Consider the following 23,313-nt stretch of genomic DNA (forward strand, 5'->3'; position numbering starts at 1 on the left):
GGCGGCTCCCACAATATCGCTTCATTGGCTTCTCGCCGCTGTAGCGGGTCCCACAGTCGTTATCCGCATGCAGCCTGTCGCGCGCATCGCTCCAGCCACAGAAAGGACGCGAACGCCGAGGTCGCCGGGTGCTCCTGTGTCCGCTCGATCGTTTCCAACAGCTTGAATACCGCGGTGCGGTCGACGAGTCCAATATCCGCCAGAGCGCATTCGCGAAGCTGTGCAGCGAGTGTCTTCGCATGGCGTGCGATGAGCGGCGGCAGCACGTTGGCGAAGGTTTCCTTGATGTAGCCCTTTGGGAACACATCGGCGCCCAAATGGTTTTCGAGATAGCGGCGCATCACTTCCCTTCCCTCGCGGCTGCTTCGCGGCAGGCGATGGCAGAACGCGGTGAGACGCGGATCGCTCAATGGGTTGACGGGCCATTGGCCATGCGCAAGCAGGTCCGGCGCACGGCATGCCTGGGCCAACAGCGACGTCGCAGGCACAGGACTCTCGGGCGCATCGAAGAGCGTTCGACTGCGCGCGGCGTTGAGTGCTCGCGGCGTCAGCAGACCTTCGGCAAAGCTGCGCGCATCCTTGGCCCAGGCCGGGCCGGCCATGGCGCTTTCGGACACTTCACTCCGGTAGGCAGGGAACAGTTCGTCACCGCCAATCCCGGTGAACATGACATGCCGGCCCTTGACGGACGCCGAGTCCCATAGCGCGGAACAGGCATCCAGGTAGAAATCGTGACAGAACCCGTACGGGCGCTGCGATGGCGAAAGATCCAGGTTCGGTGGGTAGTCGGCGATATCGACGGTCCGGTCGGACAGTCCCAGGCGTTCGGCGATCAGGCGCCGTCGATGGACCTGCGGTCCGCGGACATCGCCGTCCAGAAGAATCCCCTTGCTGTCGATATGCTCATGCCATTGCACGAGCGCCGTGGCGACCGTCGCGGAGTCCATGCCGCCACTCAATTCGACCGACGCGGCACCCAGCCAGGGACGCAGGCTCAAGACCTTTTGCAATGCGTCTGCGAATCGCGGCAGTACATCCTCGCCGTCTTCCGGCGACGGCGTCGTGGGCGCGATCGACTCCGGATAGCGAAACCGAGCCTTGCCCGGCTCCACGTGCAGTGAGGCACGTTCGGTGAGCAACACCACGCCCGTATACAGCTGCCGCGCGCCATACAAGGTGTGCAGCGCCAGTTGATGGCTGGCGACTTCCGTATCGATCGCTGCCGGACCATCGGCGAACTCGGCCGAATCCCAGGTAAGGGTCACGCGGTCATCGAGCACTCGCGCGTACACCGGAACCGCGCCAAGCACGCCAGCGCGAATGCGCAGGCGGTGGCCTGCTTGCGCGACTTCGATCATCACGTAGTCGAGCGGCCAGAGCAGGCTTTCTTGATAGAGCGAATGGAAGCGGGCTTCGTCGGTGTACTCGACGACAAGCTTCCCTGCCTCGGCGTGGATCGCATCCCTGGATGCCTTTCGCTCCCTGACCACCACGAACCATTGCTCCGGCGCGCGAACGCATACGGTTTCCAGCAACGGGTGGGCGTGGGCCCGGATCCAGCTTGCGCCGACGGACAGGGCGCCTTGTTTGATCGTGGGTTCGAACGACAGATCCGATAGCGATATCTCGGCCTTGATCACCGGTGAGCTCCCTGCGAAGAAAGCCGCCTTCGGAAGAAGGCGGCTTCGGCGTGCGTAGCGGAACGAAGTTCCGGGGGACTCAGCCCCAGTCGCCGCCGCCGTGGATGGAGCCGATGCGGCCAATGTCGCCCGTGTCGTCGATCTTCGGCGCCCATTTGCCGACCGTCACGGTCGGTTGCATCGGTGCTTCCATCTGGATGCCAAACGGGTTCGAGTCGTGCATCACCTGATCGCGCTTATCCATGGAACGCTCCTGAGGTCATACGCCGCCAGATGCGGCCTTGGGACCGTAACACGATGGTCCGGCGTGCGGCCTTGCGAGAACTACGCGTTAACGGCCTTTGGCATGATGTTCACTGCCAGAAATGTGCATGGCCCGGTCGTTACGTGTCCGTCGCCGGATACGCGAGCAGGCCATCCGTTCGAACGATGGCTGCCGGTGTCATTCGCCCAAGCTCGCTATGTCCCACGTCGAAGACATGCACCACGTCGCGGCCCGAGGCGATCGCGTAGTCGGTGATGATGCGCCGGTGGCAGCGCCACCAGAGCACCTCCGAGCACATCATCGCGGTGCGACGTTCGTCGGCCAGCGCGAGCAGTTTACGCAGCGATGCCTGGAAGGCATCCGACATCGCGTGATCTGCGTAGTTGTGAAATCCGGACACCCGCCAGAACGCGTTGACGGCGGGATCGATCTCCTTCGACTTGCGTCGCCGCCCGCCGAGGTCCGGCAGATAGTCGTATGCGACACCCACCGCAGCCAGCGACGCGGGAAGCGTCTCGATGTTGAAGTGCGGATGGGTGCGCGAACGCGGAAAGGTTCGTACGTCCACCACACGCTCGATGTGCGAGTCCTGCAGCACGCCAAGGAAGTCGTCGATGCTTCGGTTCGAGTGACCGAGGGTCATGAGGGGCATGTCACGTGCGGGCGAGGCTCGAGTCATCCCGCTCAGGGTCTCAGTCGTGCAGGCAATATCCGGTGAAGACCCCGTGCGCGTTTTCTCGCCGTCATGGCTGTGCCACGATCGTCGTGTCGCGGCCGGGGCCGCTCAGGTCTTTCACCACCCATGCGCCATCTCGTCATCGTCCTGGGCGATCAGCTCAATCTCGACTCCCATGCTTTCGACGAGTTCGATAGCGCGCAGGACGTGGTGTGGATGGCCGAACGGCGCGGAGAATCGACGCACGTATGGTCGCACAAGACCCGCAGTGCCTTGTTTCTATCGGCCATGCGCCACTTTGCCGAAGCGCTGCGGGATGCCGACCTGCCCTTGCTTTACACGAGGCTCGACGACGCGGGTCCTGACGACCTCCTCGCCTTGCTGGACGAGACCGTGGCCCAGCGGCAGCCCAAGCGATTGGTTGCCGTACGGCCCGGCGAGCATCGCCTGCGCGAGGGATTGCGCGCCATCGCCGCACGTCACGGCATCGACTACGTGGAACGGCCCGACAACCATTTCATGGTTTCCACGGAGGACTTCGCCACCTGGGCCAACGGCAAGAGCCAGTGGCGCATGGAGGCCTTCTACCGCTGGATGCGCGTGCGCCACGGTGTCCTGCTGGAGGATGGCAAGCCGGTGGGTGGCCGCTGGAATTACGATCATGACAACCGCGGCGCCTTCGGTCGCGCCGGCCCGGGCTGGCTTCCGGCGCCGCAGCGTTTCGAACCGGATGCGGTGACCCGTGAAACCATCGCCGAGGTGAGTTCAGCGTTCCCCGAGCATCCGGGTGACCCGTCGACGTTCGATTGGCCTGTGACGCGCGCCGATGCGCTGGCGGCGCTCGACGATTTTCTCGATCACCGTCTCTTAGCCTTCGGCCAGTGGCAGGACGCGATGTGGGCCGGCGAGCCATGGCTTTACCACGCGCGCCTGTCGAGTTCGATGAACCTCAAGCTGCTGAGTCCGGCCGAAGTGATCCGTGCCGTGCTCGATCGCTACGACGCCGGCAAGGTGCCACTGGCATCCGCGGAAGGCTTCATCCGCCAGATCCTCGGTTGGCGTGAATTCGTCCGTGGCGTGTATTGGCTGTCACCCTCGCGCCTCCTCAGCGGCAACGCGTTGAAGGCCGATGGCGCCCTTCCCTCGTGGTACTGGACCGGTGAGACGCCCATGCGCTGTCTTGCGGAAACGATCGGCCAGACGCTGCGCTTCGGCTACGCGCATCACATTCAGCGCTTGATGGTCACGGGCAACTTCGCGCTGCTGCTCGGCGTGGAACCACATCTCGTGCACGAGTGGTATCTGGCGGTTTACGTGGACGCCGTCGAATGGGTCGAAGCGCCCAATACGCTCGGCATGAGCCAGTTCTCCGACGGAGGACGCATGGTGTCGAAGCCGTATGTCGCTTCGGGCCGTTATATCCAACGGATGAGCAACTATTGCGACGGCTGCCGCTTCCGTCCAGGTGACGCACTGGGCGACAGCGCCTGTCCGTTCACCACCTTGTATTGGGACTTCCTGGCCCGTCACGAGGAACGCTTTCGCCATCATCCCCGCGCGGCCATGCAGTGGCGGTCGCTCGATCGGCTGTCGCCCGAGACGTTGACGGCCATACGCGCCAAGGCCGCGGAACTCAGGGCAAGCCTTGCCGCCTCGGCGTGAGACGTCTCCACGCGCCTTTCGTAAGTTCTTCCTGAATCCGTGACGTGGAAGAAAGCCTGCGGAAAATTCCGTGAGCGTACGCTGTGCGGTGCCACGTGGCCGACATCGAAGATATCCATGAAGAAGCTGATGCTTTTCCTCGTACTGCTATGCCTGGCCACTGCGGCCTCGGCAGCGGATTCCCCCAAGGATGTGCAGGCGGCGATCGACCGCGGCGACTATGCGACGGCCGAGACGCTGCTCCGGCAAGCCGTGAGCGAGCATCCGTCGAGCGCCAAGGCGCATTACGTGCTCGCGGAAGTGCTCGCACACCAGGGCAACATTGGCGAAGCCAAGGCGGAGGCGACGAAAGCGTCGTCGCTGGACCCGGCCACCCATTTCACCGATCCGGCGAAGTTCCAGGCCTTCCAGCGCAAACTCGACGCCGCACTCGGCACGCCGGGAGCGAAGCGCCCTTTGGGGTCGCTGCGGAGCATTGACGCTCCGCAGGCGCCGGCGGTGGCCGCGCCCGTCGCCGCGACCACGGGCGGTTCGTCGCATCTCGGTCTCGTGATCGTCGGCGGCATCGCCTTGCTGCTGATCTTCTTCCTGATGCGTCGTCGCCGCGACGCGGTGCCGCCGGCCACGGCCTATCCGCCGCCCCCGGTGAACGGGCAGCCGCCATATGGCGGATACGGCGGCAACGGACCGTATGGTGCCTACCCTCCGCCGGCCCCAGCGCATTCGGGTGTGGGTACGGCCGTCGCGGCCGGCCTGGGCGGTGTGGCGGCAGGCATGCTGCTCGATGAAGCCTTGCGTGGTCACGGCGAGTCCGGCCTCGGCGCGGGTGGTGACCCGCGCGCGGCGGGCACGTTCGTCGATCAGCCTACGGACCCGACGGGCCAGGCTTACGACGACCTGCGCGATGACCCGATCGATATGGGCAACGATGACGCGTCCTGGGACGACAGCAGCAGTTCCTCCGACGACGACAGCTGGTAAGCCCGTGTCTGAGCCCCGAACCGGCGCTGTACGACGCCGGTTCGGGCAATCCCCCGATTCATCCTGGCGCAAGGAAGGCCGGGGCATAGTCCGGCTGCAGTGTTTCCGGCCTCGTGCCTCGTACGGAGATCGTTCCATGCGCCAATCCACCCTGCTCCTGGCCGCCTCGCTCGGCCTCGCCTTTGCCTCGCACGCGTTCGCCTCGGATCGCCCCGATCCGGTCAAGCTGACCGAGAAGTGCACAAAAGAGGCCGCCGACAAGTTCGACGTGAAGCACGATTACGTCCAGCTCCAGCCCCTGCAGTCGTCGGACTCGGGCTATACGATGAGCGGTACGGCGGACGCCGGCATCGATGGCAAGAAAAATTTCACCTGCCAGTTCGACAAGAAAGGCAAGTTCGCCAACCTGGTACAGGAAGGCAAGTGAGTTTCCGCGCCGCCGCGAAGCATCGCGGCGGCGCGTTCCTTAACGCGTCTCAGCGTCGCGACGAAAGCGCTGGATCGGTGCGCGACGGGCGCCCCGTCTCGCGATGACCGGCGAGACGACGCAGGAAATGCGGGTCGTGGTCGCTGGTGACGGTCATGTCGTACCAGTGATCGCTTGAAAGAATCTCCCAAAGACTCTCGATGCGGCTGCCCGGCAGAACGACGTGGCGGCGCGAGGGTTGGTGCGTGTAATCGTCGCTCGGGTTGACCGTCACGATGCAGGCACGGCTTCCCTCGTTGACGATGACGAGACGCAGCAACCCGTCGAGTTCGCTTTCCGCGATGTGCACTTCCAGCGCCGCGTGCGGGCCCGGATCGGGAACGGGCTGGCTTCCGGCGAAGCGGCGAAGGAATCCGTTGGGACCGGTTACCGACAGATCGTAGGCATTGCCGCTGTAGAGGCTTGTCCATGTGTCCGCGAGCGACTTGCCTGCTTCGACCGTATAGGTCCAGGGACCATCGGTGCGCGCCGCGGAGAACACGTGGAAGAATGCGCCGGCTTTTCCCTGGTTGATGAATTCCAGCCCGTACTTGCCCGCGCCGGTGTCGACGCGACCGCGTACGTCCACGTCATAGGCCAAGGCGCGCGAGGGGCGCTGGCCGGGTTCCTGCTTCGGCATGCGTTGCTCTGCAGGCGGCGCGGGGTGCAGCGGGTCGTGCTTCTGCTGATCCGGTCGGTAATCCCCGGTGGCGGGTAGGCGAGGCGCATCGCCGTCATGGCGCGAGAAATCGAAGGCACGCGTGAGGTCGCCACACACCGCACGGCGCCAGGCGGAAATGTTCGGTTCGCGCACGCCGAAACGCGCTTCGAGAAAACGCAGGATGGACGTGTGGTCGTAGGTCTCCGAGCACACCCAGCCGCCGGTGCTCCAGGGTGAAACGACGAGCATCGGCACGCGTACGCCGAGACCGTACACGCCGGGCACGAAGCCATGGCCGCCGGCATACAACTCGCCCTCGGTCGACACCGTCGACAATCCTTGGTCTCGGGACGCCGGTACATACGGCGGCACGATGTGATCGAAGAAGCCGTCGTTCTCGTCGTAGGTGATGAACAGCGCCGTCTTGCTCCACACGTCGGGATTCGACGTGAGTGCATCCAGCACACCGTCGACGTACCAGGCGCCGTAGTTGGCAGGCCAGCTCGGATGTTCGGTATAGGCTTCGGGTGCAGCGATCCAGGATACCTGCGGCAGGCGGTTCGCCATCACGTCCTCGCGCAGCAGGGCGAAGGGCGACTGCCCTCGGGCGATCTCGGTACCGGTACGCGCCTTGTCGTAAAGCGGGTTGCCCGGCTGCGCGTTGCGGTAGTTGTCGAAGTAGAGAAGCGAGTTGTCGCCGTAGTTCCCGATGTACGGGTTCGGGGTCCAGCCCCAGCTTCCCGCCGCGTCCAGGCCCGTGCCGATGTCCTGGTAGATCTTCCACGAGACGCCCGCTTGTTCCAGCCGCTCCGGATAGGTCGTCCAGTGGTAGCCCTTCTCGGCGTTGTCGAGCACGGGACCGGCGCCCTGCCCGTCGTTGCCGACGTAGCCGCTCCACATGTAGTAGCGATTGGGATCGGTCGAGGAAAGCATGCTGCAGTGATATGCATCGCAGATCGTGAAGGCATCCGCGAGCGCATAGTGGAACGGGATGTCCTCGCGCGTCAGGTACGCCATGGTGGTGGTGCCCTTCGCCTGCACCCATCCGTCGTACTTGCCGCCGTTGGCTGCCGCGTGCGTATCGTTCCAGCCGTGCGGCAGGTCTTCGATGAACTGCAGGCCGAGTCGCTCGGCATCCGGGTGGAACGGCAGCAGGTAGTCGTCGGGGCTCCCGGGGTATGGTTGATGCCATACCGAGCGGCCGCTCGCGAGCGTGAAAGTGCGCGTGTCGCCGAAGCCACGCACGCCGCCCAGGCTGCCGAAATAATGGTCGAACGAACGGTTCTCCTGCATGAGGATCACCACGTGTTCCACGTCGGCGAGGGTGCCCGTTCGGCGCGAGGCAGGAATCGAAAGCGCCTTGGTGATCGATGAGGGAACGACCCCGGCGGCGAGAGCGGCGCCCGTTGCGCCGAGCGAAAGCTTGAGGAAGTGCCGCCGATCGTGTGACGTCATGGTGTGCCCTTTGCGCGGATGGGGCGCATGCGTCGCATGCCCACGCGATCCGCTACTGCGTTGCCCTGTGCAGCGGAGTGTCACGGTGAAATGTGACAGGGTCGTTCCAATGTCACGCCGTCGTGTATGGCGATGTGGATTCTGCGAAGGTCGTCGCATTCCGGGCGATCGTGATGGCCGGGACCGTGGTCGGGGGCTTCGCCGCGAGCCGTTCCTCGATCGCCGCAAGGGCGGGGTCGCCCTCGGCGAGCCCGAAGTCGAAGCGATAGGAATGGATTCGGCGGTATGTACGGCGGAACGGGTAGACACGTTGTGAATCCCGGCCACCGCCGCGTTCCGTCATATAAGCTCGGCGTTCGCCCTCCGGCCGTTAGCGACACCATGACACTTCGCCTCCTTCCTGCCCTGCTGTGCGGTCTGTTCGCCCTGATGCCGCTGGTCGCCACCGCGGTGGATGCGCCTCACGCTGCATCGCCGGCACCGGTTCCCGCCGTCCCCGGCAACGGGCTAGCGTTGCGTCCACCGATGGGTTGGAACAGTTGGAACCATTTCGCCGGGCGCATCACGGCGAAGGACGTCCGCGCCATGGCCGACGCCATGGTGTCGAGCGGCATGCGCGACGCGGGCTACGTCTATGTGAACATCGACGACACCTGGGAAGGCACCCGAACCGCGGCTGGTGAAATCCGGGCCAACGACAAGTTCGGGGACATGAAGGCGCTCGCGGATTACGTGCACGCCCGTGGACTGAAACTTGGGATCTACTCGTCGCCGGGCGCCACCACATGCGCGGGTTTTCTCGGCAGCCATGGGCACGAGGACAGCGATGCCCGAACCTTCGCTACCTGGGGCGTGGACTTCCTCAAATACGACTATTGCGGCGCGCGAGACCTCTATCCGGTGACGCTGGAAAACCAGCAGGCCCTGTTCCGACGCATGGGTGCCGCCTTGCGCAAGACGGGCCGCCCGATGGTCTACAGCCTGTCGCAATCCGGCGACTTCGACATCTGGCGGTGGGGGCCGGGCACTGGCGCGAACATGTGGCGCACCACGCCCGACATCAGCGACGACTGGACCTCCATGTCCCAACGTGGGTTTCGCCAGCTCGACCTGACCGTCTGGTCCGGCCCCGGGCACTGGAACGACCCGGACATGCTGGAGATCGGCAACGGGGGGATGACCCCGGACGAATACCGTACGCAGATGAGTCTCTGGTCTCTCCTGCCTGCGCCGCTGTTGGCCGGCAACGATCTCACGTCGATGGACGCGGCAACCCGGGACATCCTGCTCAACCGCGAAGTGATCGCCGTCGATCAAGACCCCGCCGGCAAGCCCGCGCGGCGGATCGAGAAGCAGGGCGACGTCGAGGTGCTGGTCCGCGACATGAGCGACGGCTCCGTGGTGGTAGGTCTGTTCAATCGTGGCGACCGCCCGGCGCCCGTGTCGATACCCTGGCAGCGCGTGCACGCGCGTTTCGGCTCTGGCGCCCACGTACGCGATCTCTGGGCACACACCTCGCGCACCGAGACCTCGCCCTTCCACGCCGTGATTGCCCGGCACGGCGTCATCCTGCTTCGTCTCACGCCCATGGCAGCAGCCCGGATCCTTCCCTCACGCCACGCTTGAACACCCTTGGCGAAAGACTCACGTCCTTGCGTTGCATGCTTGCGCGTCACTTCGCGCCACTGGAGAGACCCATGGCCAAACAACGCAACGTCGAGCCCGAAGCACTGTCACTGCAACGCAACGGCTGGGTACCGAACAACGATCGACTTCCGGTGTTGATCTACCGAGACGCTGTTCGGGGCGACGACCTCGCTTCCCTGATCGAAGCGCGTTTCGTTGCCAACGGGTGGCCACCTGATTGGCGCGATGGTGTGTTCGACTATCACCACTACCACTCCACTGCGCACGAGGTGCTCGGCGTCGCAGCGGGTTCGGCCGAGCTCATGCTGGGTGGACCGGAAGGGCACGCGGTCACCGTAAGCGCCGGCGACGTGGCGCTCCTGCCCGTGGGTACCGGACACTGCCGCCTGTCGGCCACCGACGATTTCCTCGTGGTGGGCGCATACCCGCGCGGGCAATCGTGGGACATCTGCAGGGAAGCGCCGAACGACGCCATGCTCACGCGGATACGCAGTCTGCCCTTCCCTGCAAGCGATCCCGTCAACGGCAACGAGCTTCCGCTGACGACACACTGGAGCGTCGCTTCGTAGCCATCGCCGACAGGTCGGCGACGCTCTCAGACCACGGAGTGGACGTCTGGATGGCGATACGCGCACCGGCCTCCTGCCGTGGTACGTTTCCTCCCGCAGGGGGCCAGTACGTCGCGGGAGAACGGGCGCATGGCTTTTATCGATGGGGCAGACCGCAAGGTCTTGCGATGGGTTTCGCTTGGCTGTATCGCGGCCTGTGCCGCGCCGGGGGCGTTCGCCGCAACGACGCCAGGGTTCGACGTGGGCTCCGCGAACGTTGCGGTGGCCGACCCCGCGGTGCCTCGACCGCCGGGTAAGGCGTGCGTGGTCCAGCTGTTCGAAGGGTTCACCTTCACCGACTTCTCGAATCATCCCTATACCTATGCGCCACCGACGGGCTGCGGCCGGTCGTGGTCGAAGGTCGTGCTCGAGGCCGATTTTTCCGTGACGGCGGGGCGCCAGTTCGATCGCACCGCATCGCTGTGGCTGGGGGGCGCCAACCTCTACTTCGGCACCACGCAGGAGCCGTCGTCCTCGGTCGCTCCGAGCTGGCATGTGGAACGCGACGTCACCGACTTTGCCAGCCTGTTCGGCAACCCGCAGACCGGCCAGGCGGTGCTTGGCAACGTCGTCAACGACACCTATACCGGCGTGATCAGCGGCTCCGCCAGGCTCGTGTTCTACCCCGCCAATGTCCTCGCACCCCGGGTCGATGCGCCAGATGCGGTGTTTCCGCTTTCCGACGGCACGGTGGGTGGACCCGTCACGCTCAATACCGGAGCCGATGCGCTGACGCGCACGTTCACGCTGCCGACGAATATCGAGCGCGCCTATCTGGACGTTTTCGCCCAGGGTCAGGGCGGCGATGAGTTCTGGTATTCCTGTGTGCCGGACGAGGTCGCGACGACTGCACAGAGCTGCGGCGGCGGGTCATACCGCGAGGTACAGGTCGCTATCGATGGGCAGCCCGCCGGCGTCGCGCCCGTCTATCCGTGGATCTTCACCGGCGGCATCGATCCGTACATGTGGCGCCCCACGCCAGGCGTACAGACGCTCAACTTCGTGCCGTACCGGGTCGACATCACGCCATTCGCTGCGCAGCTCAACGACGGCAAGCCGCATGCGCTGTCCATCAACGTGACCGGGGCGAACGGCTACTTCGCCGTGACCGGCAACCTGTTCGTCTACCTCGACCGCGATCGCAAGGTTCTCTCGGGCGCACTGACTGCCAATACCCTGAAAGGACAGCCCGCGACCGCGTCGGTGGACAACACATTGACGGACGAGTCCGGCACGGTGGGCGGCGCCGTCGCCACCCGCGCATCGCGCAGCTTCCGCACCAGCGGTTACGTGGATACGTCGCACGGCCGCGTCGCCACGGACGTCGCGCAGACCGTGGCGTTCCGCAACACGCAGACCTTTACCATCGATGCCACGCAGTACCAGCAGGCGATCGACCAGGTCTCGACGGTGGACAGCACGACGAAGACCCGCCAGGGTCCGCTGGGATGGACGGTGACCACCGAAGCGCACTACGACTTCCCCCTGGTCGCGACCTTCAAGTACGCCTTCGATGCCGGTGGCAACATCGTCTCCGCGCCGAGCGCCGTCACCCAGGGCTTCTCACGCCAGTTCTCGAAGCGTGTAGGTAGCCTGCTTGTCTATCGCAGCAACGTGGACAATGGCATCGACACAGCCGATACGCTCGCCTTCACTGGTGGTGCGGTCACGGGCCACAGTGGTCAGCATAGCCGCCAGGTCTATCGGTTCAAGGATAACCTCGGCAGCTGCTACAGCCGCGAGATCAGCACGGACAGTGGTGTGCTTGCCGCGGTAGCGGACGCCAATGGCTGTGCCGGCCAGCGCAACCGACTGCTGTGGTTTACCCATCCGGACGGCTCGTCCGATACGTCGCGTACCGAAGACCCCGGCATCTTCTAAGTCGGTGTGACGGAGCGTACGGTGCCGCTCGACGGGTCGAGCGGCACCGTCAGTCCTTGAAGATGGCCGGTGTACCGACCCAGATCATGCGCACCTCGGCCTTGCCGACATTGCGCATGCTGTAAGGATGTCTCTGGTCGAAGTGCGCGCTGTCACCCGCGTCGAGCACGAACTTCTTCCTGCCCACCGTCATTTCGAGCCTGCCGCTCAGGATGTACCAGAACCCCTCACCTTCGCGGTGAATCGTCGGCGCGGCGAGGCCTGGCGGGACCGTCAAGCGAAGCGCTTCCATCTTGCGTTCGGCATGCCTGCCGCTCAGCCGTTCGTACACGACCGGAGATTCCAGGTCGATGCGGTCATGTTCGTCGGCGCGGCAAACGATCTGCCCCGGCGTGGGCACGCCGACGAAATAATCGACGTCGACGTCCAACGCCCGCGCAATCGCTTCCAGCGACAACAACGACGGATAGGCAAGATTCCTCTCGACCTGCGAAAGAAACGGTATCGACAGCCCCGAGCGGTTGGCGAGCGCTTGCAGCGTAAGATCCAGCCCGCGCCGGCGGTCGCGGATCGCCGAACCGATGCTCAGGCCCGCACTCTTGTCCGGCGTGCCTTGTGCGGCCGCCATCGTTACGAACTGTGATCGCTGCTGATGAGCCAGCGCGTGCCGACCTTGTGGAAGAGCAACGTGGTCACACCCGAGATCTCCGCACCCGTGTCGGGTTTGAGGTGGTAGCGGCCGATGACGAACGCGTACTGCGAACCCAGCGGCTTGACGTCCACCAGTTCCAGAGTGAGCTTGCCCAGACTGGCACCGGGCTTCTGAAACCGCGAGGCGTACATCGATTCGATCGCCTCGTAACCTTCGACGATGCCGCTCGCGCTTACATAACGCGTGCCCGGCGCACGTTCATAGCATTCCATGAAGGTCTTGAGATCGCCTGCCGACCATGCTGCAGCGCTCGCGTCCAGCGTCTGCTTGATGGCGGCGGACGTCGACACAGCAGGTGTTTCAGCTGACACGGCGATGGTTGCAGACACAGCGCTCAACGCGCAGAACAGCACGGAAGTGGTTTTCATGGCACCCCTGAAGCATGTGAGAAGTCGCTCTGCCGGCGTCGTCGTCGAAAGGCTGACGGTATCGACCGGAACCATTTAGGTGGCTAACTGACCGGTTCGGTTCGATCCTAACGTAAAAGCTTGACGCCATCAAAACTTTTTGATCTTATCGAAATCACGCAGTGTGCACCGCAGCATACGCGGTTTTTGGACGGCCATACGTTAGGGCGCCAGGGGATACAGGCGCAGCCGGTCATGGACGTCTGGTGTCAATCGAGCAACGGCCACTCACGGCATCGTCCGTGGTACGGGGTCCGGGGGCATACACAACAAAACAGACGAACGCGCTCTGACCCATGAGCGTGCACGAAGGACGTGCACGTTTCGCAGGCCGTCTTCCGTCCAGCCGACTCTGGGGAGTCCCAATGAACCATGATTTGAAGCGCACCCTTCTCTATACGGCCCTGTTGTCGGTCGCTCTGGCATCGGGCGTGGCCTATGCGCAGGACGCCTCCACCTCGGCAAACGACAAGACGAAGACCCAGTCGTCCGCCACGCCGCAGACGCTCGAAGGCATCACCGTCTCGGCCGAAAAGCGCGACCAGGATATTCAGAAGGTGCCGATCAGCATGACGGCGCTGACCGGTGAACAACTCGAACGCCAGGGTGTTACCAGTCTTGTGGATCTGGCGCGCATTGCGCCGTCACTGACTGTCGCGTCGTCGGGCCCGGGCTCGAACAACCTGATCATTCGCGGCATCTCGTCGAGCGCAGGCTCCGCTGCCACGGTGGGCTACTACCTCGACGATGTGCCGATTGCCGCATCGAGCAACGCTGCCCTGCTGTCGACCCGAGGCGTGATCGACCCGTCCGTCTTCGACATCGCACGCGTCGAAGTGCTGCGCGGCCCGCAAGGCACCATCTACGGTTCCAGTTCCATGGGCGGCACGGTGAAGTACGTGACCAACCAGCCGGATCTCGATTTCGTCGAGGCCCGCATCAAGACGGATGTCTCCGGCACGTACCACGGCGGCCCCAACGCAAACGTCAACGGCGTGCTCAACGTCCCGCTGCTCAAGGACAAGGTCGCGCTGCGCGTGTCAGCCTACTACCGCCGCGACGACGGTTACATCGATCGCTATGCCATTTCGCCGACGAACTATCTGGAGGCCGACCCGGACGGCAAGAAGAAGGACAACGTCAACACGTACACGACGTACGGCGCGCGCATGGCGATGCTCATCAAGCCGGACGATTCGCTGACGATCACGCCGAGCATCATCTACCAGTACTCGAAGCTGGGCTCGCCGTTCACCTACGACAAGATTCCCGCCACGCTCGCGAATCCGTACCAGGTGCGTGACGTCAACGAAACCAATGTGCAGGAATCGACGATCTCCAACATCGCCGTCCACAAGCAGTTCGATGCGTTGGAACTGATGTCGTCGACCTCGTACTTCACACGTAACGTCTCCATTCGCGACGACAGCTCCAAGGTCATCAACTACTTCTTCGGTCTTCCGACCGTATATCCGACGACGATGTACGGAAGCTACAAGAACAAGGAGTTCACCGAGGAAGTCAGGGCGACCAGCAAGTTCGACGGACCGGTGCAAGGCATTCTTGGCGCGTTCTACCACGACGTGCGCGCCCCCCTTGCCTCATCCATTCCGTATCCCGACGGTTTCAACCAGACGTTCGATACGCCGTTCCCGGGCTACTCCACCATCTACCAGGGGGCGCGTACCGCCACGCTCAAGGAATATGCCGTCTTCGGGGAGCTGTCCTGGAACATTACCGAGAAGCTGAAGGCGAGCGCAGGCATCCGTGCGTTCGAGGTCAAGCAGGGTTTCTCGCAGAGCGGTGACGGCCTGCTCAACGGCGGCCCGAGCACGGTGCACAGCGACTCGAAGGACTACGGCAGCACGCCGAAATTCACGCTGCAGTACCAGGTCAGCCCCGAGAACATGGTGTACGTCACCGCCTCGGAGGGCTATCGCCCTGGCGGCCCGAACAATCCTGCACCGGAAGCGCTGTGCGGCTCGGAAGTGGCGGGGCTCGGTCTCAGCAAGTCGCAGTTGAACAAGTACAACCCGGACACGCTCTGGAACTACGAGATCGGTTTCAAGAGCGCGTGGCTGGACCGTCGCCTGCTCGTCGATGCGTCCGTCTATCACATCGACTGGGATCACGTGCAGCAGCAGATCGTGCTGGGCTGCGGATACAACATCACCGCGAACTTCGGCAAGGCCGTCAGCCAGGGTGCAGAGCTGGAACTGAAGTTCCTGCCCGTCAATGCCGTAACCTTGAGCGCCGGCTTCGGTTACAACGATGCCCACCTGAAGAACGACGTGCCGGGTACCTCCGCGAAGGATGGCGACCGCCTCGTAAACGTGCCGCGCTTCACCGGTTCACTTGCGGCCGAATACCGCCGCCGCGTCAACGCGGAATACGACGGCTTCATGCGTGCGGACGTCAGCTACGTGGGCGATTCGAACTTCCTGTATGACCGCGAGAGCCCGTTCTATCGGCGCAAGGGCTTTGCCACGACCAACGTCCGCGTGGGTGTGGAAGGCCGCAACGGATTCGACATCTCGTTCTACGCCACCAACCTGTTCGACAAGCACGGGGAAACCGACCTGCCCGTCGCGATTTCGGCCGACCTGCCGACGACACGCCGTGTGGCCTTGAACCAGCCACGCACGATCGGTGTCACCCTGCAGTACCAGTACTGAGCTTCGATCGGAAACGCGGGCGTCATGCCACACGGCGCCCGCGCATTTTTTCGGACGGCGGGCGCCCACCCTGGTGGCGAAAAGCCAACGAAGCGATTCAGCAGTGAGGCCATCCCCCATCGCCACCAGGGTGGCTCCCACCAGCAAGCGTGCCCTCGCCGCCATGGCGGCTCCCACATGAGCGGGGCCCAGGCTAGGCGATATCGACGACCACCTTGCCTCGCGCCGCCTGGGACGTCAGCAAGGCATGCGCATCGGCCACGGTGGCGAGCGTGAAACGGTGCGGATCGAGCGTGACCCGGAGTTTACCCGCGCCGGCCAGCAGCGTGGCTTCGGCCATGATCCGGCCGTAGTGCGACCGCCCTTCCCCACTCAGCAGCGGCAGCAGCGTGAACACGCCGGAGTACGTTGCGCTGCGGAATGACAGCGGCGCGAGGGAATGCGTCCCCCAGCCGAGCGCACTGACCACGTGACCGAAACGCCGCACGGCACGGAACGACGCATCGAGCACCGCACCGCCCACGGTGTCGTAGACCACGTCGAAGCCGTCGCCGCCGGTGCATTGCGCCACGTAGTCGTCCACAGGGCGGTCGCGGTCGATCGGTGTGACGCCCATGGCGGCAAGCTCGCCCGCGCGTTCGGGACGATCCGTGGCGTACACGTCCGCACCGCGCGCCAGGGCGATTTGCACCGCTGCACGGCCGACGCCGCCGCTTCCACCTTGCACGAGCACCTTCATGCCTGGCGCGAGCCGGGCGCGATCGATCAAGCCCTCCCATGCGGTGATGAACACCAGCGGCAGTGCGGCCGCTTCGCGCATCGACAGCGCACGCGGCTTGTGCGCGAGCAGCCGGGCGTCCACGTTCGCGGCCGAGGCGAGACTGCCCTGGTGGCCGCCCACACCACCGGTCATGCCCCAGACCTCGTCACCCACCCGAAAAGCCGTCACGTCGGAGCCCACCGCTTCGACGACACCGGCCAGATCCAGGCCCAGGACGGCGGGAAGCGGATGGCGGGCGTGCTCGGCCTTGCCCGCGCGGATCTTGGTATCGAGCGGATTGACGCCGCTGGCGTGGATGCGTACCCGAACCTCGCCGGGGCCGGGCGGTGGAAGCGACAGCGTCTTGAGCACGAAGGGTCCATCGACCTGCTCGACAACGGCGGCGTGGATTGTGTCAGGCATACTGGCGATCTCTGCTGAGGGTGGTGGGAATCCGATGTCTGGCGAGCGCCGCGGCATGTCGGCGTCGTGTTGCCAGTGTGGTGACCTCGCCCCTGCCTGACCACCGTCACCGCCGCATGGCCGCCATACGAAATCGCATGAACGACGCACGCCTCGATTGGGACGACCTCCGCCTGTTCCTCGCCATCGCGAAGACCGGCACGCTGACGGCCGCGGCGTCCCAGCTCGACCTCAGCCAACCCACCGCGGGCCGCCGCCTGCGTCAGTTGGAAGAAGCCTGTGGCTGCGCCCTGTTCCAACGCTCTGCGAGCGGCTTCCGCCTCACCGACGAGGGTGCGGCCATGCTACGCCACGCCGAGCGCATGGAAGACGAAGTACTCGCGATGGAACGCGAACTGGCGGGTCAGGACGATACCCTGCACGGTCAGTTGCGCGTTTCGTCACCGGACTGGTTCGCTCATCTCGTGCTTGCTCCGGCCATCGCGCGTTTCAGCCTGCGCCATCCCCGGGTCACGATCGAACTGGTGGCGGACTTCCGCATGCTCAGCCTCGATCGTCGGGAAGCCGATCTCGTCTTCCGCTTTCGCCCGTCCGACGTGCCCGACGTGGTGCAACGTCGGCTCACGTACGTTCGCTACGATCTGTTCGCCTCTTCCGGATACCTCGCCGCACGCGGCCGTCCCGAGGCCACGGCCGACGGGGAAGGCCACGCCATCATCGGTATGGATACGCAGTTCGATGCGCTGGCCGATGTCGCGTGGCTGCATGAGCGATTTCCCCGCGCGCAACTCACGATCCGCAGCAACAGCCGCGAAGCGCAAGGCATCGCCTGCGCGCATGACGCAGGGCTGGCCGTGCTGCCCAGCGTCCTCGGTCACCACTACGGCTTGGAACGCATCGATACCGGCGATGCGCTGCCGTCGCGCGATCTATGGCTTTGCTATCACGCCGACCTGCGTCGTCTGCGACGACTCCGCACGTTCCTCGATTTCCTCGGCGAGGCCATCGACGATCCGCTGGGAAGCCGCGCTCCCTGAGGGACATCGGCGAGTTGGCTATCCGGTCGCCCAACGCCTCAGGCGCGCGGCACCGGCAGAGCGTGACCTGATGCGGGTGACTGCACCACGTCCGGCCGCCAGCCGCATTCCCACGCCTGTCGCCAGACCATCATCAGCGGACGACCGGTAGCCGCACTCACGGTGTGATGCCCCGCAGCGAGCGACCAGCGGGTAGCGGCCGTTGCGCCATCGATCGAGACCGGCATCTCCTGGAGACCATCCGTCGCGACATAGTTGCCGGCCAGCGCGACATCGACGTTCGTCGGACCTGCCAGTGCGGGAACGGCGATGCCAGCCATGCGCGCCCCTCCCGTACCGGGCAGGTAGTGCTGCTCGATGAATGCTTGTGCAGCCGGTGGATACATACCATCGATCGCGACCATCGTATGGTTTGCGATCAGCCACCCGGCAATATCGTCCGGCATGCGGCCGTACTTGAAACGCTGCCTCGCCAGACTCTCGATCACCAGATAGTAGGGGCGACGCCTGAAGATGCCTCCGTTCTTCGGATCCATCAGGGTGTCGTTCGGCGTGGTGCAGGCAATCACGACACGCAGTTGCGCCTCCTCCGCCGCGAGCTTGTCGCGCCAGAGCGGAGCGTGGGTGAGCACCAGGCCGAACTCCGTGAGCGCGAGGAGAGAAACGAGCGCGATCTTGCCCTTGGATGGAAGGACGCCGGAGCGGTCGACGAATCCGATCAGCCAGAGCACCGCCATGGGCAGCACGGGGAGAAAATCCTGTTCCGTCGGCAGAGGCCAGACGAACCAGATCATCAGCATGAACAGGAGCGCATGCACGCCGAGGAATGTTCGCCATCGCGTGGTCGCATCCTTACCGCGCATCGTCACTACAACGAAGGCAAGAATCGCGACAGCGACAAGCGCGTAACCGGCAAGATGCCATGGGCGCCCGGGACAACCGGTAGGCGCGAGGTTGTACGAAACGATGTCGAACCAGGCGGGGGCACCATCGTGCCGCATCGCCAGCCACAGGACGAACAGGCCCGGCACGGTCACCATACCCGCGAGCAGCGCCAAGGCGTTCGCCGCGGTGACGCGGCGATGTGTCCACCACCATGCGCCCCAGATTGCGCCCGCAGACGCGAGTGCGACGACCGTCAGCGGCAGCGTTTTCTGCGAGACGGACAAGGCTGCGCCGAACAACACGCCACTCGCCAGCCAGCGCCAGATTCGCCGCTGCGCAAGAGTCATCGTCGCCATGCCGCAAAGCCACAACGCCGCCCACAGATCGTCGGTGCGGAACTCCCCGAACTTGATGAACAGGATGGGAAGCAGGCCAATGAGGATCGCGGCTGCATCCGCGATACCGTTGGAATACAGCCGGCGCGCGATGCGCCATGTCGCTACCAGCGACAGCATGTACCAGGGCACCACGGCGAGGCGCAGCCACCACAGAATGTCTGGCCGTTCGCCGAGAATTTTCAGCAGCGCGGCGTAGATCGCACTGAACAACGGACCGTGATTATCGAAAACATCGCGGTAAGGCATCGCGCCCTGCGCAATGCTCCACGCCACATGCGCATGTTGCGGCTCATCCGAATTCATGGGATAGGCCGACAACCACAACACGCGAAGAACGAGCAGGACGATAAGCCCGCCCACTCGCATGCTCATCGCTGCCGTCACACGGCGGGTTCTTGTCGTACACGCCGGTGAGTTCACGAGAGGTCGATCGCGTCGCGCTGGAGGAGTCTGTGCGCAACGTTAGTGCGGCGTTCTTTCCAACGCCTTTCTCAATGAGCAATGAAAAACTAAGGCACGGCGGAAGCGGTTCCTTTCATAAGTGGGACAGGAGCGCGGCCGCCGCGAATCGTTCTGTCACATGCCAGAAACCTGCGCGCTTCTCCTGTAGGAGCCGCCATGGCGGCGAGGGGAATCTTGTCACCATGCCGCAAGATTTCCTCGCCGCCATGGCGGCTCCTACGGGGAGGTAGCTGCTTGCTACTGAGGTTTCACAAGCCGCCGTGACGGCCCCTTCCGATTACTTGACGCCTTCGTACACGATGCGGGTGAAGAAATCGGGGGCGATCACGAAGTGCCCGTAGATCGCGTCGTACTCGGCCGTGGGCTTCGCGGCGATGACTTCGTCGAGCGACTTGCCTGCCTTCTTCATGGCGACGACCTTGTCGCGAATGCCGGCGAGCATGTCGCGGAATGCTTTCAACTGCTTCTTCGTGCCGACCGGTCCGTGGCCGGGCACGATGATGACGTTGTCATCGAGTCGCGCAAGGATGGCGTCGTCCGCTTTGATCATGCCGTCGATGCCACCGCCATGCTCGTTATCGATGAACGGATAGACGCCGTTCCAGAACAGGTCGCCAAGCGAGGCCACATTGGCCTCCTTGAAAAACACGTACAGATCGGTGTCGGTATGCGACGGTTCGAGCAGACGCACTTCCACGGTCTGACCTTCGAAGTGAAGGGTCTTGTCCGCCTTGACCACCTCGTTAGGGATGGCGCGCTTGGGCAGCGGCTGGAAGGTGAAGTCCCAGAACGCCACATGCGTCACTTCCGAAACGCGGCGCACCGTGCCCTGCGTGGCAAGGATCTTGGCGCCGCCCTCACTCGCCCATGTGTTGCCGTCCGTGTGATCCCAGTGGTAGTGCGTATTGATGACGTACTTGATTGGCGTCTTACCCAGCGCGTCGAGTGCGGCTTCCACGCGCGGTCGCGATACGGCGATGCCGGCATCGACCAACAGCTTCCCCTGCTTGCCGGCCAGCACGGTGATGTTGCCGCCCGAACCCGAAAGCATGCTCAGCGATCCGCGCAGCGCCGTCGTCTCGATGGGGTCCGTGGCCGCGGCCTGATTGATCTTGATCACAGGGCTCACCGGCTTGGCGGTCTGTGCCCAAGCGGCGTTCGTGGCGGACGCTGCGACGACGGTCGCCAGGGCAAACGAAAGGATCGACCGGTTCGATAACAGGCGGCTTGTCATGGCGCACTCTCCTTGGGGCGGCTCGGCGGGCGCCAGCCGGATGCGACATTTAGCGCCGCCTTTTTCGCAATTTATTGTGGAAATACGCGACCGACGACGCTTGGCAGCGGCTTAGCTTTACCTGATAATGCGACTGCTTCGCATTTACATCCGCCCGCGAACCTGCCTGGATCCTCGATGCCCTTCACTGCCCCCACCCTTCGTGCGCTCGCCGGCGCGATCCTCGTCGTGCTCCTGTCTCCCACCGTGCATGCGACCGGCGATACCGATCCACAGCAGACGCCCCGCGACAACAGCACCACGCTCTCGGGCATCCAGGTCGAAGCCAACGTGGCGGCGCCCACCGCGGCCTATGCAGGCGATCAGGTCGCGCGCGGTGGACGGTTTGGCGTGCTGGGTAACCAGGACGCCATGAACGTGCCGTTTGCCAGTACCAGCTACACGGACACGCTTATTCGCAACCAGCAGGCGCGCACGCTGGGGGACGTGGTGTCGAACGACGCCGCCGTACGCACCGGCTTCGGCTTCGGCAACTTCTCGCAGACCTTCACCATTCGCGGGTTTCAGCTCTACAGCGACGATATCGCCTTCGATGGCCTGTACGGCTTGCTGCCCCGGCAACTGCTCGCACCGGAGTTGGTCAGCCGCGTGGAAGTATTCAAGGGATCCAGCGCGTTTCTCAACGGCATCAGCCCCGGCGGCTCCGGCATCGGCGGTTCGATCAATATCGCACCCAAGCGCGCCGAAGCGCAGCCGATCACACGGGTCGGGCTCGACTGGGGCAGCGACAGTCAGGTGGGTGCGAGCGTCGATCTCGGTCGTCGCTTTGGCGCTGGCGATGCCTTCGGTGTGCGCGTGAATGCCGTGCATCGCGACGGCAACACCGGCATCGACGGCGAACAGCGCCGCGTCACCGCCGCGTCGGTCGCGTTCGATTACCGCGGCGACAAGCTGCGCGTCACCACGGATCTCGGCTACCAGAAGCAGGTCATTACCGGCGGCCGTGCCGTCGTCTATGCCAGCGGCCTCACCGCCGTTCCGCGTGCCCCGTCCGCACGCACCAACTACGCGCAACCGTGGTCGAACTCGTCGCTGGAGGACACCTTCGGCGTCGTTCGCGCCGAGTACGATTTCGCACCGTGGATCACCGGTTACGTCGCGGCCGGTGCGCACCACGGCAACGAGTTTGGCGACTACGTGAGCCCTACCCTGCTCGATCGCGCCGGCAACGCCAAGGAGACGCGCTTCACGGTGCCGTATATCGCCGACACCGCCACCGGCGAGGCGGGAGTCAACATGCACTTCGACACCGGCGAGGTCAGCCACCGCGTCAACGTCGGCTTCTCCGCGCTGACGTTCCGCAAGAAGGCGGCGTACGCCGGCTCACTCGATCCGATCCAGACCAACCTTTACGCGCCGACCTATGTGCCGGTGCCGGCGTTTGCCTATAACGTGGGCCCGATCTCCGATCCGGGCATCACGGGGCGCACGCAACTGCGCAGCCTCGCGGTGTCGGATACCCTCGGCTTCCTCGACGACAGCCTGGAACTCACGCTCGGCGCCCGTCGCCAGAAGCTGCACGTGCTCGGTTACAACTACGCGGTGAACGGCGTGGATGGTGCGAAGAATGCCGAGTACGAGCAGTACGCCACCAGCCCCGTCATCGGCCTGAACTACCGTATCGCCGAGCAATGGTCGGTCTACGCCAACCATATCGAAGCGCTGACGCAGGGCGATCAGGCGCCGGAGACCTTCAACAACCGACCGGTGACCAATGCCGGCCAGGTGTTCGCGCCGTACAAGGCGAAGCAGAACGAAGTGGGCGTGAAGTGGGATGCCGGTACCGTCGGCAGCAGCCTCGCGCTGTTCCAGATCAAGCAGCCGAGCGCCTACGTCGACACGTCTAACACGTATGTCGTGGACGGTGAGCAGCGGAATCGCGGCATCGAATGGAACGTGTTCGGCCAGCCCACCGAGGGGGTACGCGTGCTTGGTGGCGTCAATTACATCCGGCCCGAACTGGTGAAGACTCAGGGGGGCACGAACGAAGGCAACGACGCGATCGGCGTGCCCCGCTTCCAGGCCAATGCCGGCGTGGAGTGGGATCTGCCGAACGTGCCCGACGTCACCCTGAGCGCACGGGCGGTGCATACCGGCAAGCAGTATCTCGACGCCGCGAACACCCTGAAGGTACCGGCGTGGACGACGTACGATCTCGGTGCGCGCACCACCACGCATCTGGAAGGCGTACCTGTCACCTTCCGGCTCACGGTGCAGAACGTGGCGAACAAGGGTTACTGGGCCTCGGCCAACGGCGGTTACCTGACCCAGGGCACGCCGCGCACGTTCTATGTGTCGGCCTCGTTCGACCTTTAGCG

General features: G+C 64.4%; 19 protein-coding genes. 9 read left to right on the plus strand and 10 right to left on the minus strand.

The annotated features are described in order from the left end of the window. Nucleotides 1-59 precede the first annotated feature (59 nt). The 3 genes from BT115_RS02565 to BT115_RS02570 form a co-directional block, all read right to left on the minus strand. Nucleotides 60-1,640, minus strand: coding sequence for an asparagine synthase-related protein (locus BT115_RS02565; RefSeq protein WP_072320974.1), 1,581 nt, complete (start codon nucleotides 1,638-1,640; stop codon nucleotides 60-62). A gap of 79 nt (nucleotides 1,641-1,719) precedes the next feature. Further along, nucleotides 1,720-1,884 (minus strand): hypothetical protein, encoded by a 165-nt coding sequence (locus BT115_RS18620; RefSeq protein WP_177257358.1) that lies wholly within the window; start codon nucleotides 1,882-1,884, stop codon nucleotides 1,720-1,722. A 139-nt stretch (nucleotides 1,885-2,023) separates the two neighbouring features. Then, complete coding sequence (locus tag BT115_RS02570) at nucleotides 2,024-2,557, minus strand: DUF488 domain-containing protein (protein WP_143144440.1); 534 nt, start codon at nucleotides 2,555-2,557, stop codon at nucleotides 2,024-2,026. A gap of 150 nt (nucleotides 2,558-2,707) precedes the next feature. Here BT115_RS02570 and BT115_RS02575 point away from each other — a divergent pair, with 150 nt between their 5' ends. From BT115_RS02575 to BT115_RS02585, 3 genes are all read left to right on the plus strand, one after another. Continuing rightward, nucleotides 2,708-4,243, plus strand: coding sequence for a cryptochrome/photolyase family protein (locus BT115_RS02575; RefSeq protein ID WP_072320976.1), 1,536 nt, complete (start codon nucleotides 2,708-2,710; stop codon nucleotides 4,241-4,243). 117 nt (nucleotides 4,244-4,360) lie between these two features. Continuing rightward, nucleotides 4,361-5,224 (plus strand): tetratricopeptide repeat protein, encoded by an 864-nt coding sequence (locus BT115_RS02580; RefSeq protein ID WP_072320977.1) that lies wholly within the window; start codon nucleotides 4,361-4,363, stop codon nucleotides 5,222-5,224. Nucleotides 5,225-5,360: 136 nt separating this feature from the next. Then, nucleotides 5,361-5,651 carry a hypothetical protein gene (locus tag BT115_RS02585; protein WP_072320978.1) on the plus strand — a complete coding sequence of 97 codons (291 nt, stop codon included), beginning with the start codon at nucleotides 5,361-5,363 and terminating at the stop codon, nucleotides 5,649-5,651. 49 nt (nucleotides 5,652-5,700) lie between these two features. Here BT115_RS02585 and BT115_RS02590 read toward each other — a convergent pair whose 3' ends face one another. Both BT115_RS02590 and BT115_RS18740 read right to left on the minus strand, forming a co-directional pair. Next, a complete protein-coding gene (locus BT115_RS02590; RefSeq protein WP_072320979.1) occupies nucleotides 5,701-7,806 on the minus strand; it encodes a phosphocholine-specific phospholipase C in 2,106 nt (701 codons plus the stop codon). Nucleotides 7,807-7,918: 112 nt separating this feature from the next. Further along, nucleotides 7,919-8,149 (minus strand): hypothetical protein, encoded by a 231-nt coding sequence (locus BT115_RS18740; RefSeq protein WP_072320980.1) that lies wholly within the window; start codon nucleotides 8,147-8,149, stop codon nucleotides 7,919-7,921. Nucleotides 8,150-8,187: 38 nt separating this feature from the next. Between BT115_RS18740 and BT115_RS02600 the strand changes: the two genes are divergently transcribed. The 3 genes from BT115_RS02600 (at nucleotide 8,188) to BT115_RS02610 (ending at nucleotide 11,942) form a co-directional block, all read left to right on the plus strand. After that, entirely contained in the window at nucleotides 8,188-9,432 is a 1,245-nt protein-coding gene (locus BT115_RS02600) for a glycoside hydrolase family 27 protein (protein ID WP_072320981.1), read from the plus strand. Between the two features lie 71 nt (nucleotides 9,433-9,503). Then, on the plus strand, nucleotides 9,504-10,022 hold the full coding sequence (locus BT115_RS02605) for a cupin (protein WP_072320982.1): 519 nt from the start codon (nucleotides 9,504-9,506) through the stop codon (nucleotides 10,020-10,022). Between the two features lie 129 nt (nucleotides 10,023-10,151). Beyond that, nucleotides 10,152-11,942, plus strand: coding sequence for a peptide-N4-asparagine amidase (locus BT115_RS02610; RefSeq protein ID WP_072320983.1), 1,791 nt, complete (start codon nucleotides 10,152-10,154; stop codon nucleotides 11,940-11,942). Between the two features lie 49 nt (nucleotides 11,943-11,991). Here BT115_RS02610 and BT115_RS02615 read toward each other — a convergent pair whose 3' ends face one another. Together BT115_RS02615 and BT115_RS02620 are read right to left on the minus strand one after the other, a co-directional pair. Continuing rightward, entirely contained in the window at nucleotides 11,992-12,570 is a 579-nt protein-coding gene (locus tag BT115_RS02615; RefSeq protein ID WP_072320984.1) for a helix-turn-helix domain-containing protein, read from the minus strand. Nucleotides 12,571-12,572: 2 nt separating this feature from the next. Further along, nucleotides 12,573-13,022 (minus strand): YybH family protein, encoded by a 450-nt coding sequence (locus BT115_RS02620; protein ID WP_072322213.1) that lies wholly within the window; start codon nucleotides 13,020-13,022, stop codon nucleotides 12,573-12,575. A 404-nt stretch (nucleotides 13,023-13,426) separates the two neighbouring features. On the opposite strand from BT115_RS02620, the gene BT115_RS02625 reads away from it, so the two are divergent. Continuing rightward, a complete protein-coding gene (locus BT115_RS02625; protein WP_072320985.1) occupies nucleotides 13,427-15,736 on the plus strand; it encodes a TonB-dependent receptor in 2,310 nt (769 codons plus the stop codon). Nucleotides 15,737-15,929: 193 nt separating this feature from the next. On the opposite strand, the gene BT115_RS02630 is transcribed toward BT115_RS02625, so the two are convergent. Then, nucleotides 15,930-16,919: a zinc-dependent alcohol dehydrogenase family protein gene (locus tag BT115_RS02630; RefSeq protein ID WP_177257359.1), complete on the minus strand. Its 990-nt coding sequence runs from the start codon at nucleotides 16,917-16,919 to the stop codon at nucleotides 15,930-15,932. Between the two features lie 137 nt (nucleotides 16,920-17,056). Here BT115_RS02630 and BT115_RS02635 point away from each other — a divergent pair, with 137 nt between their 5' ends. Further along, a complete protein-coding gene (locus BT115_RS02635; protein WP_072320986.1) occupies nucleotides 17,057-17,956 on the plus strand; it encodes a LysR family transcriptional regulator in 900 nt (299 codons plus the stop codon). 38 nt (nucleotides 17,957-17,994) lie between these two features. On the opposite strand, the gene BT115_RS02640 is transcribed toward BT115_RS02635, so the two are convergent. Both BT115_RS02640 and BT115_RS02645 read right to left on the minus strand, forming a co-directional pair. After that, a complete protein-coding gene (locus BT115_RS02640; RefSeq protein WP_072320987.1) occupies nucleotides 17,995-19,611 on the minus strand; it encodes an ArnT family glycosyltransferase in 1,617 nt (538 codons plus the stop codon). Nucleotides 19,612-19,978: 367 nt separating this feature from the next. Continuing rightward, nucleotides 19,979-20,935, minus strand: a complete 957-nt coding sequence (locus BT115_RS02645; protein WP_072320988.1) for an MBL fold metallo-hydrolase — start codon at nucleotides 20,933-20,935, stop codon at nucleotides 19,979-19,981. A gap of 177 nt (nucleotides 20,936-21,112) precedes the next feature. On the opposite strand from BT115_RS02645, the gene BT115_RS02650 reads away from it, so the two are divergent. After that, nucleotides 21,113-23,311 carry a TonB-dependent receptor gene (locus tag BT115_RS02650; protein WP_143144442.1) on the plus strand — a complete coding sequence of 733 codons (2,199 nt, stop codon included), beginning with the start codon at nucleotides 21,113-21,115 and terminating at the stop codon, nucleotides 23,309-23,311. The last annotated feature ends 2 nt before the right edge of the window (nucleotides 23,312-23,313 follow it).

The organism is Luteibacter sp. UNCMF366Tsu5.1, assembly GCF_900119235.1.
GTDB lineage: Bacteria > Pseudomonadota > Gammaproteobacteria > Xanthomonadales > Rhodanobacteraceae > Luteibacter > Luteibacter flocculans.